Below are 18388 nucleotides of genomic sequence, written 5' to 3'. Positions count from 1 at the left end.
GCTCAAAAAAACTCTGCTATATAGCAGAGTTTACGAGCTAATTTGCTCTTGTAACGGAATTTGTTTTTCATCTTCTAAAATAACAATCGATTCTACTATCTTTGTAACTTCTAATCTTTTTATATAATGTCCATCTAATTCTTTCACACAAAACTTATAATTTTCAATTTCAATGGAATCCTCTTCAGCAATCTCTATATTCTTCGTTAAAATCCAACCACCGATTGTATCAACACCATCATCATCAATCCCTAAACCAAATAACGTATTCACTTCACTAACAAGTACTTTTCCCTCTAGTATCGTCTTCGTTTCACTAACTTGTTGAATTTCTGGTTGCTCATCCGTATCAAACTCATCCTGAATATCTCCAACAATTTCTTCCAAAATATCTTCAACAGTAACAAGTCCAGATGTCCCACCATATTCATCTATCAATATAGCAATATGTGTTCTTTCTTTTTGCATTTTTAAAAACAAATCATGAATTGGAATAGAATCGATAACTAAAATAATTGGTCTCATATATTGCTCTACTGTCTTCTTATTAACAGCTTTATGTTGTACAAACTCAGTAAAAATATCTTTAAAATTCACAAAACCTATTACGTGGTCTTTGTCGCCATCAACAACTGGATACCTTGTATATTTTTCGCGAGACATTTTTTGCAAAGCTTCTTCAGCAGGCATTTCTTTACTTATAATATTCATTTCAGTTCGAGGTACCATTATTTCTTTTGCAATCCGATCATCAAATTCAAAAATTTTATTTACATATTTATATTCAGATTGATTAATCTCACCATTTTTATAACTTTCTGAAACTAACAACCGTAATTCTTCTTCTGAATGAACCTCATCATGCCCCTTCGGCGGTTTCAGCCCTAACAGCTTCGTAATGATTCGAGCTGAACCATTTAATAGCCAAATGAATGGGAATGCAATACGATAAAAGAAAATTAACGGCTTAGAAACAAGCAAACTCACTTGTTCAGATTTTTGAATTGCAAATGTTTTTGGGGCCAATTCCCCTATTACAACATGTAAAAAAGTAATTAACAAAAATACTAAAGTTACAGCAAAAATGTCTGCTAGTTGAGTAGAGATATTCCAATTTGCAAAAAGCGTATCAAACATTTGCTTTAACGCAGGTTTACCAAACCACCCAATTCCTAAAGCTGTAACAGTAATTCCTAACTGACAAGCAGATAAATATTCGTCTAAGTTTGTAATGACTGTTTTGACCGATGTTGCACGATTATTTCCTTCTGCAATTAAATAGTCAATTCGTGAACTTCTCACTTTAACAATTGCAAATTCTGCTGCAACGAAAAATGCCGTTAAGGCAATTAAAACAATCACTATACTTATACTATATATGTCCAAATACTTTTCCTTACTTACATTGTAAGCAAGGAAGCCACCTCCTACTTAATTTTATTCAAGTGAAGTAAGCATTCTAATACTCTAACAAAATTCTACATTAGCAACCACCTTTTTATATATTATATGCATACATAAAAAAGATATTTATCATTATGATAATCTAATTCATTTACACTCGTCAAATTATTCTAAATGTTACGATAAAACATTTTTATTTAAACTAACTATTCTTCTCAACTCAATTTCGTGAAAAAACACTTTCTTTGCCGATTCCACACTTCTTTTGTCGCACTAGAAGGGAACTTACTTCATAGCTCGAAATCATTCAACAGGATATATATAGGAGGGATTATTTTGGAATATAAAACACCATTTATCGCAAAAAAATTAGGTGTTAGCCCAAAGGCTGTTGTCCGGATCGCGCAACAATTAAATCTTACGATAGAAAAAAACAAATATGGCCACTTTATTTTTACACAAGATGATGTCGATCAAATGTTAGAACACCATCTATTTCAAATAGAGCAGTCTCAAAATCCTCAACCTACTCAAAAGACTTCCTCAAATGAGGTTGAAGAATTAAAAACTCAAGTCAATACAATTGTTCAAAACATATCATCGAATGATTTTGAACAATTAGCTGATCAATTAAACACTATTACGAGAAGACTCGATCGAATGGAAGAACAAATGCAAGATAAGGCAAATGATGTCGTCACGTACCAACTTTTACAACACCGTCGTGAAATGGAGGAAATGTTAGAACGAATTCAAAAGTTAGAAGCTGCCCTAACGAAAGAAGAACCCATTTATATTACTCCTGATTCAAAACCAACATACGAACGAGAAAAGAAACCGAAGCGCCGCAAAATGATTTTTAGTATATTTGGATTATAATTTTTAGACCCTTATTAAAATAATAAGGGTCTTTTTTTATGAAGAGTTATATCTTATAAAAATATTATTCTCTTTATTATACATATTCACTTCGTTTTATTTCGTTAACATAATATTTTTACTGTATTCTGCAATTAATGCCTGTGCATGAGCATTCCCTTGAATCACATCGCGAAATTCTTTTAAAGAATACAAATGCGTAACCCCTTTTCGAGCATGAATTCTTACTGGTACACCTTGTAAAGTATCATGAAACTGAAATGGATTATCTATCGGTTCAATTGGAAAACCGAGTGTAAGTAAATACATATACATTCTTTTTGTTACTGCTGCAATGTACCATTCAGCTTTTGTTTCTAACGCATGTATAAATAAAATAGCTGTTAGCCTTTTGAAATGTCCTCTCCCACGAGACGTTTTCGAAATACTTAACTTGCCTATTTCATACACATTCTTCAAATCTTTTACTAAATCATTTTTAGAAAACGGATAGAAAAACTCAGAATTTGATTGTTCAGGTACCGTATACTTAATACATTCTACTGTACCAATAGGATGTTCATCTTCTATTAATAAAAATCGTGATGGATTTAAATTACGTTCTACGAACATTAAGTTTCTTTCTTCACAAAAATCTCCCCATAGTTGCTCGAACCCAAAATGTTCTTCCTTTGTTTGAACACGCTGGAACATATTTAACCGCCTTTCCCATCGTCGCTCTGTTTTTGATAACGCTTTCACTATCTATCATATAAGAACAAATCTTCGTATGCAACTAAAAATATTTATTACTTATTATATTCTGCAAAATGAATTAGATTCCAATTTAATCGACTTTTATCCCGCGCTCACATTCCTTTTAATAACACATTTGTATCACTTTTCAAATCTAACTTACAATATGTTTCTTTCCATACAGCATATAATTCTTCTTAATCTAAAAAAATCCTTTATGAAAAAGGATTTCTTTTACTTCTCAATGCTTTTTAACCACTTTTCAAAAATTTGTACCATCCCATGTTTTCCAGCTAATTTCTCTTCCCCTTGTTTCGTCTTATATGGATATAACTGCAAGAAAACACCGCATCCAGACTCAATTTTTTTACTATGCATATGGCTTCCTGGATATACACAAATGACTTCATAAATTGACCTTCGATAATAGACTCGCTTTCCATCCTGTTCTTCTACATACTTTATAGACCAATACTTATACATTTGCTCAGTTGCTTTCGTATTTCCGACGTGCTGAAAAATATTGTACATTGGACTATACTTCACTTCAATAATAATAGAAGATTTATATACGTATTTCCCATCTTCTTTTACATAACAGTCTAAGCGAATATCTGGCTTCTTCGTATCCTCACCATTGTAAAAATTACTCCCTTTACTTAATGCAATAAGAGGATGTGTTTCAATTAAGTCATTAAATGCGACATGCACCTTTAAATCATCTCGTTGTAAAACTACTGTCGTTCCATCTTGTAATCCATCTACATAAAAATGTTCTTGTATTTGTTCACGAATGGAATTTCTAGCCTCAAAACCAATTTGCTCTAAAATTGAAATAACGATAAAAAAAGCGTAATATTCATACACTAAAAACGTTGGCTTATAAACAAATAATAACGATGGAGATTGATCCGTATATTGCGGGAGTACTTCTAAATGATGTAGTAATTGTTGATGTGGTATCGGTAAATCATGTAAGTTCATATTACTTGTTTCAGTAACTTCCCTCCAAAACGAGGAGTGCATTAACATTTGAAAATATTGTACATTTTCATGCACAATGTGCGCCAATATTTTATATTCTTGTATTTTCATTGAGCTCTTTCGTAAATCGGCTTCTTTTAGTAAATGTATATTTTTATATTTTTGCTTCTCTCTATCGGTTACTGATCCATTACGCTCAATTGTTTGTATAATTGTTTTTACGGCTTGAAACTCTTCTGATTTTTTCTTTTTTTCTCTTTCTAATATTTCAATTGTTTGACGTAAAAAACTTTTAGCTTCAATTAAATAATGATAAAATTGCATCGATTTATATTTAAGAAATGCATTTTCCTTACTATTTTTTTGTTCCATAAACTTACGATTATAATGTTTTGCATAAGGTTTTCTTTCTGCCACTATGGTTCCTTTTCTTGTTGGCTTTCTCTCTTTTCCTTCCCATTTATATGCATTTATAAATTTTGAGCTTGATTCTATTTTCTTAAAGATTTGCTTTATCATCTTCATTTTTTGGGGTAACTTTCTAAGCAACACTAAATAAGAAGAATCCTCAATATCGCTAAGTGCAGAGAAAGTCTTTTTATAATAACCTCTATCCAAAATCAACTCATTTAAAATTGACTTCACATAGTCTTGAATCATTTCAAATTGATCATCAAAAAAGTTTTTCGGTACGATTTGAAAAGCACCATAATACGTTGTATCTTCTATACGAACTTCAAAATGGTATAAACCACAGCGCCATGGATAAAAGAATTCTGTTTTCCCATGTTCATATATTAATACTCTTTGTTTTTTTTCATTTATTTCATATTGAGCCTCTTTTATATTTTTCTGTCCCTCATATACTTTATTCCATATAAAAGTAATATTCATTGGGATTTCATAATTGTACTGCAATCTAATCGGTTTTAATTCTTGTACTTTATAAATGCATTGAACTAATGCTGTAGTAGATGTACAAAGACGATTTAATAAAATATAATCTCCTTTCCCCTCATTTCCAATGATTAACTTTAATACAAAAGGGAGCGTTTCATTCGTATCAACGATTTTTGTTTCGTAACGCCCTTCATTTTGCATATCCATACAGCTCCAGTTCCCTACGTTTTTCTCGTATATATGCTAAAGAGTGTTCAAATGTAGATACTCTGTTTGCAAGTGCAGATTGCAAAAGAGGTACTAAGGTCGCTCCCCTTTTTGCTTCTTCAGAAAGTAAAGAACCAACCATCATTTCGGTCCCTCTGATTTTCGTCAATACACGCTGCTTTATTTGTAAATCAAACCCTTCTTCTCTACTGATCATATAGGTATGGTTATTTTGGAACGGTATATTTTGCAAATAAGTCGCAATTGCGTTTGCACATCGGAAAGAAATTCCCTTAGACGCATCATGTGATGACAATACGACATGCAACTTATCTAATAGCTCTAATTCTTCTTCAGAAAACACTTCAATCATCGCTTTATTTCTCATCCAATTTATCCGAAATTCTCCCGCTGTTACTTTCAAAGGTGGGTGTAATACGACTTTCCCCAGTTCCATGCCCATCTCACAAAACGGAATTTTTTGTAACGTTATTAAGTTCGTTCGGTCTAATAATCGATCGGAGAGCTCTTTCGTTGTTTCATCAAAATTCACAGTACCTACAAATATAATATTTTCTCCAATTTCAATTGTTGATGGAATTGAATTCTCAATGTCCTGAACACCCTCATACAAGTTTAAAATACGATTTTTTGTTTCAAGTTGAAGAACAGATAAAAATGGAGTAAACCAATGCTCAATATGTGACATGTTCATTTCATCAAAAACGATTATATACAGTTGATTGGGATTTTCTTTCGCCTTCATTAACGTCCTAACTAACTTCGTTTCACTTTCAATAAAAGTACCATTTGGATGAAGGTAACCAAGTAAATCATATGGTTCTTGATACGATGGTGAAATTGGAATCCAAACCAATTCTTCCCCATACTGTAATCCTAATGCTTCTGCATAAGTTTGCACAAAACGTGATTTCCCAACGCCCGGTATACCACCAAGAATCGTTAACATATTTGTTTTTACACTTATATGGAAATTATAAATATCCGTTGCATCCAAATATAGCCCTTTATTATGCACCATACTTTGTACATACTGTAAAAAGGACGATTCACGCTCATCCCATTCCCATTCATCTTTTTGCACTTTTATATCCTCTACTTCAACTAGCTTACCTTCTTCATGCATTCGTTTTTTTAATTGCTCATACACATGATCACTTACAAAATATAATTGATCTTCTACCGCTATTTCTACATACTTCGTCCAGTCACTGCAGTTTATATATTTACATTCACGTTTCTGTTCAAAATATGCGATTGAGCTAATTGATGACTTTAAGGATATGTTTCCATACAGTCTTCCATCGTGCCACAATAATTCGGGAGGCTCAAAGTCTTTCGGAAATTTTGGCATAAGAAATGATAAATAACCGTTGCTAAGTTTTCGTTCTAAAGATTCTCTTTTTTTATTATTTGTAACTTTAGGTGCCGGAATCATTTTATAGCTGCTTGCTATTTCTTTCGGTTCTTCTGTACATATTAACTCCACGTATACATTTCCTCTTTCATAATAAAGACGAAACATCACTAATTGCTTTTCTAGTTTTCTTTTCTTTAATTCCAAAAAGATTTTTTCATTCTTTTTATTACTACATAACCCCTCAAATACATATGGTTCATTTGCAAATTGTTCCTGTAAAGTGAATGGTATTGGCGATAAGCATTGTACAAAGAAATTCTCTCCACTCTTCTCTTTTTCAGCTTTTGTAAATTTCCCTAAAAATCTCATATAGTACATTCGTTTTATAAAACTTGGCTGAAGAGCTTTATGTAATTTCACCTTAGTCACCTTCTTTTTTCATACTATTCTTAGTGTATGAAAGAAACGAAAAACTAGAAATAAAAAACCTGACGTTATCCGCCAGGTTCAAAATTAAAACGTATATTAATGAGAAGGAAATGCTTTTTTCTCTTGTAAAATTGCATTATGAGCAATTTTCATTTTAGCAAGTACGTAACGTAATCGATCTTCAGCATTTTCATCTTTACTTTTTTGCAATTCCGCCAAATTTTCAACAGAACTTGCTAAATTCTCAATGACTCCTCTCAGCTCAGGATGATGATTAAAAAAAGATTCTTGCACTAATACTTTCCTTAACTCACTAGCTAAATCAATTATTCTAGACAACTGTTCTTTTTCTTCCATTCTCATCCCTCCTGAATATCTTATGTAGTAAATATTCTCTAAACAAAGAAAAAAGCCCTTTAAATGAAAAGGACTTTTTACATTTTTATATTTCCAGTTAATAACATATACAGTGATGTGATAGCCGCAATAATAATTGCCCACATCACATATTTCTCTGCACCTGCAAAGCAACGGTTCCCTTGTTCTTTTCTTGCAAACGTGTAAACAATAATTCCAATTCCATACACAATTGAAACTAGTAGTAAATTCTTTAAACCAGCTGCATAAAGAAGCCATACAGAGTAAATAGAAGCAATTAAAGCTAACGCTCCGTTTTTTAATTTAGCGTCTTTTAGCTCGTTTGTAATGACTAATTTAAATTGGAATAACGCTGATAATAAATATGGTAATAAAATTGATGTTGATGCAATGAAATACATAATTTGATATGTTGATTCTGAAAACAGAACGATGATAAATATAATTTGGGCAACACCATTTGAAATCCATAATGCCATGTGCGGTGTTTGCTTTTTATTTGTTTTCGTAAAGACTTTCGGAAATACGCCATCTTTTCCGGCTACATGAGAAATTTCAGAAACAAGTAAAAACCAGCCAATTAATGTACCGACAAGTGAAGCAACTAACCCAATGTTAATCGCAACTGCACCCCATGGACCAACAACATGCTCTAATACATGTCCCATTGACGGAGTTTCTAGCACAGAAAGTTCGCTTCTTGTCATCGCTCCCATTGACAGAACAGAAATTAAAATATATATGGACATTACTAAAATAAGTCCCATTACTGTTGCCTTACCAACATCTCGGCTATTCTTCGCTCTTCCGGATAATACAACCGCTCCTTCAACTCCAATGAAAACCCAAAGTGTTACAAGCATTGTATTTTTCACTTGACCAAGTATAGCGGAAAGTGAGAAGGTTCCTTCTCCCCAAAAATCATGTGTAAATGTGTCCCAGCGAAAGGCTGTTACCATTACAACAATAAATAAAACGATTGGAACTAACTTCCCTATTGTTGCGATCACATTCATGATAGAAGCTTCACGGATTCCAAATAAAATTAGAAAATGAAGTGTCCATAATAAAAGTGATGCCCCAACGATAGATGCAACATTATTTCCTCCTTTGAAAATTGGAAAGAAATAACCTAATGTACTAAACAGTAACATAATTGTTGCGACATTACCTAAGATTCCTGCTAGCCAATATCCCCAAGCACTATTAAATCCAATATATTCACCGAAACCAGCACGTGCATAACTATAAATTCCACCTTCAAGTTCCGGTTTTTGTCTTGCTAACGTTTGATATACGAGCGCAAGTGGAATCATTCCCATCGCTGTAATACACCAGCCAATTATTATTGCACCACTGTTTGCTCCTACTGCTAAATCATGCGGTAAACTAAAAACACCGCCACCAACCATTGTTCCAACTACTAATGCGATTAACGGAAAAAACCCTAACTTCTTTTCTATTTGTACCACCCCATCTGTCATTCTAGGTGTTATGTTCGTTCAACTATTAAAGTCACCTTTTTCTCTAATAGACGTTTCTCTTATATTTTTTCAGGAAAACATTACTTATTCTAAAAGAAAATGAACAAAAATGGAATACTTTTTTGAAAAAATGTATAAGTATGCACAAAAAAACCGCTCATTTTGTAATGAACGGTCATTTCAAACATATAAATTTGTATATTTCTTGTAAATTTAACGAAGTAAATTCTCTTTTTCTAAAAATTGTTTTGCGACTTCTTCACTACTTTTACCATTTACGTTAACTTCATAATTCATTTTTCGCATTTCTCCATCTGTAATCTTTCCAGATAATTTATTTAATACCTTTTCAAGTTCAGGATATTTCTGTAACGTTTCTTTTCTTAATAATGGTGCCCCTTGATAAGGTGGGAATAACCCTTTATCATCTTTTAGCACTTTCAGTCCGTATTGCTCCAATTCACTATCTGTTGAATATGCATCAATTACGTTAACATCTCCAGATTGAATTGCGCTATAACGCAGCTTCGGCTCCATCGTTTTAACATTCGAGAACTTATAGTTATATAATTTTTGCATTCCTTTATAACCATCTTCACGATCAGTAAATTCCAATGTAAACCCTACTTTGGCTTCCTGCGCAACATTCCCTAAATCAGAAATTGTATTTATATTCTTTTGATCTGCTATTTTTTTCGGCATGGCTAGTGCATATGTATTGTTATACTCCATTGGCTTCAACATAACCATATTATATTTCTTTTCCATTCCAATGCGAGCCTGATCATATACTTCATCACGATTTGTGCTCTTTGGTTCTTCTTTCACGAAAGTAGATAAAGCTGTTCCTGAAAATTCTGGGTATATATCTACTTCCCCGGATTTCAACGCTTCAAATACAAATGCTGTTTTTCCAAGACCTGGTTTTAATTGTACGTGTAAATCGGTATCTTGTTCAATAAGTTGCTTATACATTTGAATTAAAATTTCAGGTTCTGATCCAAGTTTGCCCGCAATAACAATATCTTTCTTTTCTGTACTCCAAAGAAATGGAGAAGCAATCATTACTACAACTATACATATCGTCAATATAACACGCTTAGAAGAGCGTTTCGGTCGTTCAAGTATGCGAAGTACTATATCAAAGAATAAAGCGAGTAACGCGGCTGGTACGGCCCCTAAAATGATAAGTGCATGATCATTTCGATCTATGCCTAATAATATAAGCTTACCGAGCCCACCAGCACCAATGAGAGCTGCTAATGTAGCCGTTCCAACAATTAATACCATCGCTGTACGAATACCGGCCATAATGATAGGCAATGCAAGAGGAAGCTCTACCTTCCACAGCCTTCTCCAACTATTCATCCCCATAGCTCTCGCGGCTTCTATTAGTGATTCATCTAATTCCCTTATTCCTGTATATGTATTTCGTAAAATAGGTAATAGTGCATACACAACTAATGCAATAATCGCTGGAAGTTTTCCGATTCCTACTAACGGAATTAATAGTCCGAGTAATGCAAGTGATGGCACTGTCTGCATTACTGCAGAAGTTCCTATTATAAATTCAGCCATTCGTTCTTTTCTTGTTAATAAAATGCCAAGTGGCACCGCTATAATTACTGCAAAAAATAATGAAATAAGCGATATTTGTAAATGCTCACTTAATGCAGTTAGTAATTCTATTTTTCGTTCTTGGAACGTTTGTATAAAATTAGTCACTGTTTAGCCTCTTTCCTTCATTTGTTCAACAATGTAATTGACGATATGACGACTTGTTAACGCTCCAATATATTGACCGTTTTCTTCAACTGGAACGATCTCCTCATCACGCACACGAACTAACGCTTCTTGTAAAGAAGAATGTAATGATAGTGCCTGCCCTTCTAATTGCACACTTTGATCAAGCGGCAATACATCTGCTACACTTTTCTCCTCATACCAAGTTCGTCCACGATTTCCAATGAACTCCTCTACAAATTCATTTTTCGGATTATGTATAATTCCTTCTGGTGTATCTAGTTGAACAACTTTTCCTTCTTTCATAATACAAATGCGATCTCCAAGTGATAATGCTTCTTGCATATCATGTGTTACGAACACGATTGTTTTTTGAATCTTTTTTTGCAACTGTACAATATCCTTCTGAAGCTGTTCCCTACTTAATGGATCTAACGCACTAAATGGTTCATCCATAAGAACGATTTTCGGGTTTGCGGCTAATGCTCGCACGACACCGACACGTTGTTTTTGTCCTCCTGACAATTCATCAGGCATACGATCTCGATATATATCCGGATCTAATCCAACCATATGTAACAAGTCATCGACGCGTGCTTTTATTTCCTTTTTGCTCCATTGCCTCATTTCAGGAACAACTGCAATATTTTCAGCGATTGTCATATGAGGAAACAAAGCGATTTGCTGCAACACGTATCCTATATCCCAACGTAATTCGTTTATATTATATTGTTGAATATCTTTTCCATCGATTAAAATCGATCCTTCAGTCGTTTCGATTAAACGATTAATCATCTTCATTGTCGTTGTTTTCCCGCAACCACTCGGACCGATGAGAACGAAAAATTCTCCCTTTTTAATTTCTAAATGCAATGAATCCACTGCTTTCGTGCCATCTTCATACGATTTTGACACATGATTAAATTGAATCACAAACACAACTCCTTTACTGTTGTTTCCTTTATTTTGATGGAAGATGGCATTCATTTCAAATGATACGCTTTTAAATTAAAAAAGAGCTCGCATTTGAGCTCTAACGGTCGAACAATATTGTTTTCATAATAGCAGCATATTCGCGAACATACATTTTTCTCTTAGAACGAATTGGTGTTTCAGCAGCTAGCGCCTCCATCTTCATACCTAAACGCTTTGCAATTATTTTCGTTCGATATAAATGATATGTATTACTTACAACTACCGCATGTTTCACATTATATAAATCCATACTAAATTTTAAGTTTTCATACGTATTTGTAGATTGATCTTCTATTAAAATACGACTCTCATCTATACCGTGTACCATTAAATAATTTCTCATGCTATGAGCTTCCGGTATATCTTCATCTTCTCCTTGACCACCTGAAACAATTACTTTCGCTTCAGGATGGGAAAATAAATACTCCAACGCTACATCCAAACGATTTTGAAGAGATAAAGACGGTCTATCTCCAAATAACTTTGCACCCAGTATAAGAACGTACGGAGAGTGATAGCTCAACTTTTCACGAGCAACTTTGTTCATTCGAAACGTCATATAAATGATGTATAGTGGCGGTAATAATAAAATCATAAGAAAGATCCATTTGTTCATAAATAAGTATTCACTCCCTTTCTTGTTATTATATAGAAAAAGAAAGGGAGGCAGAAGTGTTTTTTCAAACGATTGATTTATTAGAAACATGCGCCGCTACTTTACGTTGTGATAGTACATAATAAATAGCGATTCCTAATGAGAAAATCAATATGCAGCTTAATACGTAAAACGACAGCATGACTCCGACTTTAGATACACCCGCTGTAAACAACATTAATAATAAAATTCGTATTCCAGTACCAATTAGGCGAAATAAGCTGTCTACACGTCCCATTACTTCGTTTGGAATTTCCTCCATCATCAATACATTTCTCGCCACTCTTGTACCCGCATTTCCAACTGCATGAAAAATTGCAAGTCCATATAAGAAAATTACGGAAGGTTCAATACTCATTGCGGTAATTGAAATTACATAAATAAACATCGTTATAACGATTGAAACTTCTGTTTTTACATATTTCATTATGAATGGAATACAGATTCCTGCAACAACCGCTCCAACACCGTACATCATCCCCTCTATTGCGTATACAGAGGCATTGGCTTTAAGTATATCCGAAATATACACGGGTATTAAATAATTTGCCATCATGACACCTATAAACGGCATATAAGTAGCCAGTAAGAACCAAAAGAGCTTAGGACGTTTTTTCATAAAGTGAATTCCTTCAAACAATTGCTTCTTAAATGTTATTTTTCTTTTCACTTCTTTTTTCTTTACGTACGGTATACATAAGAAAAGAAAAAATGCTCCAGCAAAAGTTAACATGTCTACTAACAAAATCCACTTCAAAGATACAATTTCAATTAAGAAGCTCGCGGCCGCTCCAGAAATAACTTGTGTTAACTGTCCTTGTATTTCCATCGTTCCACTTAAACTTTTATAATGTTCTGCTTGAAATATCTCTTGGTTGAACGCAAATATTGTAGGATAAAATAATAAATAGTAGAATGATCCGGCTATATAAATAAGAATATAGTGAATAGAATGATAAGGTTGCCCAGCAAATCCCCAAATAACCATTATTCCGATTACGGCTATTCCGATTCCTTCGTTACATAACAATAAAGATTTTCTTGAAAAACGATCAATACTTTGCCCAATGAATGGTGTTAATAAAAACATAATGAGGGTTGCAATGATAGAAACATACCCAAACGTTGTCTCTCCTCCACTCTCTTTAATTAACAGCCACGGAATCGTTATCATAACAATTCCGGAACCAATAGCAGATAGACTATTGGCCCCTAGAATGTAATACAAGCGAGAATCATGATAAAGTGAGGACATATCACTCCACTCCTAGTTGCTTTTTCACCTCTTTATATACGCTCATATATGCTTTTAATTCTTTAACTACATCATGAATTAATGGTTTGGCATCTTCCCCAAGTTCACCATCTTGCACATGTAATCCATCAAGCACAACTTGTTTTGGAATGGCATTTGCATAAACACCTCTAGCGACCGTTCGCATGCTGTTTAATGCATTTATTCCACCTTTACCGCCACCAGCAACCGCTAACAACGCAACTGGTTTATGAATAAATTCACTACTACTTAAGTAATCTAAAGAGTTTTTCAGCGCACCGCTCATCGCATTATGATATTCTGGTGTACATAATACAACCCCATCCGCAGCTTTCACTAACGTTTTCAATTTTTTTACTGCCTCTAAATCACGTTGTGACTCTTCTCCATTGTATAAAGGTAACTCCTCAATTGCTAAATCATATAATTCCCCTTCAAATTGATCCGCAATATATTTTGCCACCACGCGAGTTCTACCAAATTTTCTTGGTGTACCGTTAATAACGACTAGTTTCATGATTATTTCTCCCCTTTGTTTTCAAGTTCTACTTATATAGTATCAGAAATTTCTATACAAAACACAATATAAAGAGTTAACTTGTTTCATAAAATAGTATGATAAACAAAAAAGAACTCATACTTTCGTATGAGTTTCGCACAATTACTTCGTTTCATCTCTCAGACTCAATGTACCTAAACTTTCATTTGCTTCAAAATGATTATATGCTTTTCCCGCTAATTTTTTCCGTTCTTCTGGTAATTCTATATATTTCATTACGTTTTCAATTATTTTTTCGTACGGAGTAAATACAATTCCCGGCCACTCTACCTCATCTTCTGGATTACTATTTTCAGAAATAATAAATTTCTTATTTGCGACTGCATAAGACACGCGAGGTGTTTCAAGAATTCCTGATAAGTAAAAATGAATATTTAATATAATTTTAGCTCTAGCAATCAATTCATTTCTAACAATTCCCCACGCATTATTTTTAAAAACTATATTTAAATTTGGGGCAATCGCTTTTAGATGATCAAAAATAGCTTGCCGCCTCGGATTAAGAGCACCTATAAACAGAATATCAATATCTTCAGTAATGTCATCTTCAAATGCATCTTTTTTTATTTCCAAAGTTGGAGCATAGTTCATTTTTACATGTTTTATTTCTTTTCCTACCCCTTTTTGTTTTAGCCATTCTATATTTTGTTTACTATAATCCCAAATCACTCTATCTTTTAATAATATTAAATAAAGGGGGTGCGCATATGGACTTCCTTCGTATAGCTGTTCTAAATTATAAATAATTGCATCTTTCGGAAGAAGATTCGGGTTATATGCGTATGTATGTGCTCCAAAAACAACTGTATTCTTTACATTTTCTAGTATTGTTTCTGATATAATTACTGTATTTCCCTCCTGCTCCAACCGCCACTTTAAAGCTCGCGCAACATCTATGAAACTACCGTATGTCTTTGGGCATATAAAAAGACAATAATCATATTCTTTATTCAAATAAGCTTCCATTAATTTTAAATTATTTTTATATAAATCTACATCCGGATGTTTAAGCACTAACTCATTTGCATGTTTTCTTGCTACTTTATATAATCCAGCATAATAAGCAGCGATGCATCTTCTTAATTCGATTCTTTCACGATGTTCATCTAATACATCCATGTTTAAAAGAAGATTTGCGATACAATACGCTTTTAAATGATCACGGTCATAATAATAGTCTAGTAGTGGCATCAATTCTTCATACGTATTTCCATGCACCGATTCTCCTAGTTCAATCGCCCATCGCATTAATTCCATGATTACTCCACTACTCCTTTAACCGAAAATGTATTTAATAAAATTTCGCATTATTCTCTACTACATTTGCTATATGAAATGGAATCTCTTCTTTAATCGATTCCAAATACTTTTGCGACACGGCCCCTAAATGTTTTTTATGAGGTATATAGAAAGCACTAATAGAAATTTCATAGTCAAATAAGTAATCATACACATGATAATCTACAAATAAAAGATCATCCTTTGGAAAAGGAATTTCCTTCCCTTGCAGAGCATACATCAAAGCAATATTGTTTTGAGATCGTAATCGATACAACCTTGCAAGTTGGTATAATGGTTCAGCCCGGGTTGGTCTATATTCCCACGCTTTTTGAAAATAAAAAACAGCTAATGCTAAATATTGCTCTTCTTGCCCTTTAACAGTTTCTTTTTCATCAGCATCTGTCACTTCATTTTGTTTATTTGCTGAACGATTTGCTAACTGCTCATAACAAAATCCTATTCGCAATAACGAATAGAATACCTCTTCAACCCACCCCCCTGCTTCCACTCGTTTTTTATACCATTTAATCGAATCTTCAAATTGACTTAAATGAAAATAAGTTTGGGCTAAATAAAATAAATATCTTATATGCAAATCTGGCGTTGTTTCTGGGTCATTTATTCCTTGTAACAACAACCTCTCATCTCTTTCAAATTTATCAGCTTTACTCCCGCCATCTCCGGGATCATTCACGACAAGAGTCTCTAACCGATCTACCCTCGTATTGTAATTCGCTCCAACTTTTGAACGATCTATATCCCAATACTCATGAGTAACACCGACAGATTTCCATGGTAAAGAAGCTTTCAAAAGACGTGTAAGCCAATATTTAATATGAACATCATATTGCAATGTAAGATAATGATCTTCCGTTAAGCTCGTTTTATCGAAATTCGGATCAACCTCTAAAATCATATCCGCATCTAATATTAATAAATAATCTGCTTCTGGATATGTTTTTTGCGCTAATGAAACAGCTAAACTTCTGTTATAACCAAAGTTTTTAAACGGCTCATGATGAACCGTCCCAGGTATCTCATTTTCCTTACACCAATTTTCAATAATTTCAGGCGTATTATCCGTCGATCCAGTATCACAAATAGAAACATAATCTACAATTGATTTTGTTGCATTTAAACATCTTTCCATAATTCTAGACTCATTTTTGACAATCATACAAAGACATAACTTTTTTTCTTCCTTTACAGACTTCACTTGCTCATTTCCCATTTAACCACCTCATATTTTATTAACACGCTCTTCTCATATGTAACAACATTTTTTAGCTATACTGATGACATAAGCACCCTTTTACTATTTATGAAAACTTCATTTTATTTATTCTTACTTTTATGTTGGGACATATTTCATGCTTCGCTTTATATTTGATACAATCAATACAAAAAAACATAATACGGGAATCCGTACATTTCAAAGTCTAAGAGGAGGTTATGTTTTGTTGGATTACATTTGGCTAGATGACAAATCACCAATTTTAGAACAACTACCAAGTAATTTTAAATCTGCAGCTATATTGCTACATCCATTTGTCCAAATGCCTTTAGGATGGGAAAAGTCTGTGAGAAAAAGACCATATGAGCACATCTATCCTAGCGCTGAAGAAATCATTCACAATGGGAAATCCGTTTCTTGGAAGGAAATGATGTCTTGTAGTGGATTACATTCATACGCAGACCTAGCAATGGCCATGTTGACTTCCATTAGTGCCTTTTCAGAAGAATATAAAAGAGAGGATTTAGCTGAAAAGCTACATTCAAACTTAAAAAAAGATCTTTATTATCCAACAGAAGATTATACGTCTATATTTTTATTACACAAATTACTTAAACTCCTCGGTTCTAAAGGTGCAAAAAATCTATATTTCTCTGAACCAATTCTTGATACAAACGGATTATTACAGGTAAATAATACTACTCCATTAGATATTTGGGACATTAGCAATAATGAGTTAATTATTACTGGAGAAGACAATGAGTATGCGTTTATGAGTATATACGATTCCTTTACAACCTTATTATTAGCTAAAGAAGAAAATATAGAATATATTGTTCAATTAATGAATGTTGAAGCTGTCATTTGTGACAAAAAAACGATGATTGATTGGTATTTTTAAATTAGTAATTTCTTAAACTATAAAAAAGAAACTTGCGCTTATGCACAAGTTTCTTTTCAAAAACATCCTTATTTTTTTACAACTTCATGTCCACCGAACTGATTACGTAGTGCTGAAACTACTTTTCCATGGAATGTATCATCTTCCTGAGAACGATAGCGCATAAATAATGACATCGCGATTACTGGTGCCGCTGCTTGTAACTCAAGCGCAGTTTCAACAGTCCATTTCCCTTCTCCTGAAGAGTTCATTACACCTTTAATGCCATCAAGTTTAGGATCATCTGCAAATGCTTTTTCAGTTAAGTCCATTAACCAACCACGGATTACTGATCCGTTCGCCCATACTTTTGCAACATCTTCATAATTGAAATCAAAGTCACTCTTATCTAGTACTTCAAATCCTTCAGCAATTGCTTGCATCATGCCGTATTCAATACCGTTATGAACCATTTTTAAGAAATGACCACTACCAACGCGGCCAGCATAAGAATAGCCATTTTCTACTGCTAAATCTTTAAATAAAGGTTCTAATTGGTCGTAAATTTCTTTTTCTCCACCAACCATTAAACAAGCACCGTATCTAGCTCCTTCTACACCGCCAGATGTACCGATATCTACATAATGTAATCCGAAGCTTTTTGCTTCTTCAGCACGGCGTAACGTATCTTTATAGAATGAATTTCCACCTTCAATAACGATATCACCTTCATCTAATAACGGATACACATCTTTTAATACTGACTCTACAACTTCTCCTGCAGGCACCATTACCCAGATCGTACGAGGAGCTTCTAATTCAGCGATCATTTCTTTTAATGTATGACGTGCAGTAATTCCTAGTTTTCCTGCCTTTTCTACAAGCTCTTTATTTACATCGTATACAACTACTTCATGCTTGTCTTCATGTAAGTGTTCAGCTAATGGGAATCCCATTTTTCCTAATCCAATTAATCCTAGTTTCATATTAATCAATCTCCTATT

16 protein-coding genes are annotated in these 18388 nt (G+C 33.6%); 2 read left to right on the top strand and 14 right to left on the bottom strand.

Features of this window, described 5'->3' with window-relative positions; genetic code table 11:
- Positions 1–30: 30 nt before the first annotated feature.
- Complete coding sequence (locus N2V79_RS11090; RefSeq protein ID WP_069355536.1) at positions 31–1386, bottom strand: hemolysin family protein; 1356 nt, start codon at positions 1384–1386, stop codon at positions 31–33.
- A gap of 354 nt (positions 1387–1740) precedes the next feature.
- Here N2V79_RS11090 and racA point away from each other — a divergent pair, with 354 nt between their 5' ends.
- On the top strand, positions 1741–2283 hold the full coding sequence (gene racA, locus N2V79_RS11085) for a chromosome-anchoring protein RacA (protein WP_000456013.1): 543 nt from the start codon (positions 1741–1743) through the stop codon (positions 2281–2283).
- Between the two features lie 96 nt (positions 2284–2379).
- Here racA and N2V79_RS11080 read toward each other — a convergent pair whose 3' ends face one another.
- The 12 genes from N2V79_RS11080 to N2V79_RS11025 all read right to left on the bottom strand — a co-directional run bounded on the left by N2V79_RS11080 (position 2380) and on the right by N2V79_RS11025 (position 16501).
- On the bottom strand, positions 2380–2976 hold the full coding sequence (locus N2V79_RS11080) for a hypothetical protein (RefSeq protein WP_000487795.1): 597 nt from the start codon (positions 2974–2976) through the stop codon (positions 2380–2382).
- Between the two features lie 276 nt (positions 2977–3252).
- Positions 3253–5103, bottom strand: a complete 1851-nt coding sequence (locus N2V79_RS11075; protein ID WP_001178725.1) for a hypothetical protein — start codon at positions 5101–5103, stop codon at positions 3253–3255.
- Positions 5093–6910: an AAA family ATPase gene (locus N2V79_RS11070; RefSeq protein ID WP_200458581.1), complete on the bottom strand. Its 1818-nt coding sequence runs from the start codon at positions 6908–6910 to the stop codon at positions 5093–5095. Before N2V79_RS11070 ends, N2V79_RS11075 begins: the two co-directional genes overlap by 11 nt.
- Before the next feature lie 105 nt (positions 6911–7015).
- The gene (locus N2V79_RS11065; RefSeq protein WP_000391447.1) at positions 7016–7276 is read right to left on the bottom strand and encodes a hypothetical protein; all 261 of its coding nucleotides are present in this window, start codon (positions 7274–7276) and stop codon (positions 7016–7018) included.
- Positions 7277–7353: 77 nt separating this feature from the next.
- The gene (locus tag N2V79_RS11060) at positions 7354–8781 is read right to left on the bottom strand and encodes a basic amino acid/polyamine antiporter (protein WP_000129441.1); all 1428 of its coding nucleotides are present in this window, start codon (positions 8779–8781) and stop codon (positions 7354–7356) included.
- A gap of 213 nt (positions 8782–8994) precedes the next feature.
- The gene (locus N2V79_RS11055; protein WP_098679200.1) at positions 8995–10506 is read right to left on the bottom strand and encodes an ABC transporter permease/substrate-binding protein; all 1512 of its coding nucleotides are present in this window, start codon (positions 10504–10506) and stop codon (positions 8995–8997) included.
- 3 nt (positions 10507–10509) lie between these two features.
- Positions 10510–11457 (bottom strand): ABC transporter ATP-binding protein, encoded by a 948-nt coding sequence (locus tag N2V79_RS11050; protein WP_000614076.1) that lies wholly within the window; start codon positions 11455–11457, stop codon positions 10510–10512.
- 100 nt (positions 11458–11557) lie between these two features.
- Entirely contained in the window at positions 11558–12115 is a 558-nt protein-coding gene (locus N2V79_RS11045; protein WP_001045718.1) for a YdcF family protein, read from the bottom strand.
- Positions 12116–12179: 64 nt separating this feature from the next.
- Positions 12180–13409 carry an MFS transporter gene (locus N2V79_RS11040; RefSeq protein ID WP_098679199.1) on the bottom strand — a complete coding sequence of 410 codons (1230 nt, stop codon included), beginning with the start codon at positions 13407–13409 and terminating at the stop codon, positions 12180–12182.
- 1 nt (position 13410) lies between these two features.
- Positions 13411–13947: an NADPH-dependent FMN reductase gene (locus tag N2V79_RS11035; RefSeq protein WP_000780355.1), complete on the bottom strand. Its 537-nt coding sequence runs from the start codon at positions 13945–13947 to the stop codon at positions 13411–13413.
- Between the two features lie 144 nt (positions 13948–14091).
- Entirely contained in the window at positions 14092–15246 is a 1155-nt protein-coding gene (locus N2V79_RS11030) for a hypothetical protein (protein WP_000422334.1), read from the bottom strand.
- Positions 15247–15280: 34 nt separating this feature from the next.
- Positions 15281–16501 (bottom strand): glycosyltransferase, encoded by a 1221-nt coding sequence (locus N2V79_RS11025; RefSeq protein WP_053564595.1) that lies wholly within the window; start codon positions 16499–16501, stop codon positions 15281–15283.
- 139 nt (positions 16502–16640) lie between these two features.
- On the opposite strand from N2V79_RS11025, the gene N2V79_RS11020 reads away from it, so the two are divergent.
- On the top strand, positions 16641–17405 hold the full coding sequence (locus tag N2V79_RS11020) for a DUF2711 domain-containing protein (protein ID WP_340719853.1): 765 nt from the start codon (positions 16641–16643) through the stop codon (positions 17403–17405).
- A gap of 68 nt (positions 17406–17473) precedes the next feature.
- On the opposite strand, the gene gnd is transcribed toward N2V79_RS11020, so the two are convergent.
- Entirely contained in the window at positions 17474–18370 is an 897-nt protein-coding gene (gnd, locus tag N2V79_RS11015; protein ID WP_000765981.1) for a phosphogluconate dehydrogenase (NAD(+)-dependent, decarboxylating), read from the bottom strand.
- Positions 18371–18388 lie beyond the last annotated feature (18 nt).

Source organism: Bacillus sp. CH_70 (assembly GCF_038007045.1).
Taxonomy (GTDB): Bacteria; Bacillota; Bacilli; order Bacillales; family Bacillaceae_G; genus Bacillus_A; species Bacillus_A cereus.
Note: the sequence above shows the minus strand (reverse complement) of the source record. Positions and strands in the feature narration are given on the sequence as shown.

Bases quoted from the DNA above. Each gene is read 5' to 3' on its own strand.
- N2V79_RS11080 (WP_000487795.1), bottom strand. From the start codon at position 2,976: ATGTTCCAGCGTGTTCAAACAAAGGAAGAACATTTTGGGTTCGAGCAA.
- N2V79_RS11075 (WP_001178725.1), bottom strand. From the start codon at position 5,103: ATGCAAAATGAAGGGCGTTACGAAACAAAAATCGTTGATACGAATGAA.
- N2V79_RS11065 (WP_000391447.1), bottom strand. From the start codon at position 7,276: ATGGAAGAAAAAGAACAGTTGTCTAGAATAATTGATTTAGCTAGTGAG.
- N2V79_RS11060 (WP_000129441.1), bottom strand. From the start codon at position 8,781: ATGACAGATGGGGTGGTACAAATAGAAAAGAAGTTAGGGTTTTTTCCG.
- N2V79_RS11045 (WP_001045718.1), bottom strand. From the start codon at position 12,115: ATGAACAAATGGATCTTTCTTATGATTTTATTATTACCGCCACTATAC.
- N2V79_RS11040 (WP_098679199.1), bottom strand. From the start codon at position 13,409: ATGTCCTCACTTTATCATGATTCTCGCTTGTATTACATTCTAGGGGCC.
- N2V79_RS11035 (WP_000780355.1), bottom strand. From the start codon at position 13,947: ATGAAACTAGTCGTTATTAACGGTACACCAAGAAAATTTGGTAGAACT.
- N2V79_RS11030 (WP_000422334.1), bottom strand. From the start codon at position 15,246: ATGGAATTAATGCGATGGGCGATTGAACTAGGAGAATCGGTGCATGGA.
- N2V79_RS11025 (WP_053564595.1), bottom strand. From the start codon at position 16,501: ATGGGAAATGAGCAAGTGAAGTCTGTAAAGGAAGAAAAAAAGTTATGT.
- N2V79_RS11020 (WP_340719853.1), top strand. From the start codon at position 16,641: ATGCTTCGCTTTATATTTGATACAATCAATACAAAAAAACATAATACG.
- gnd (WP_000765981.1), bottom strand. From the start codon at position 18,370: ATGAAACTAGGATTAATTGGATTAGGAAAAATGGGATTCCCATTAGCT.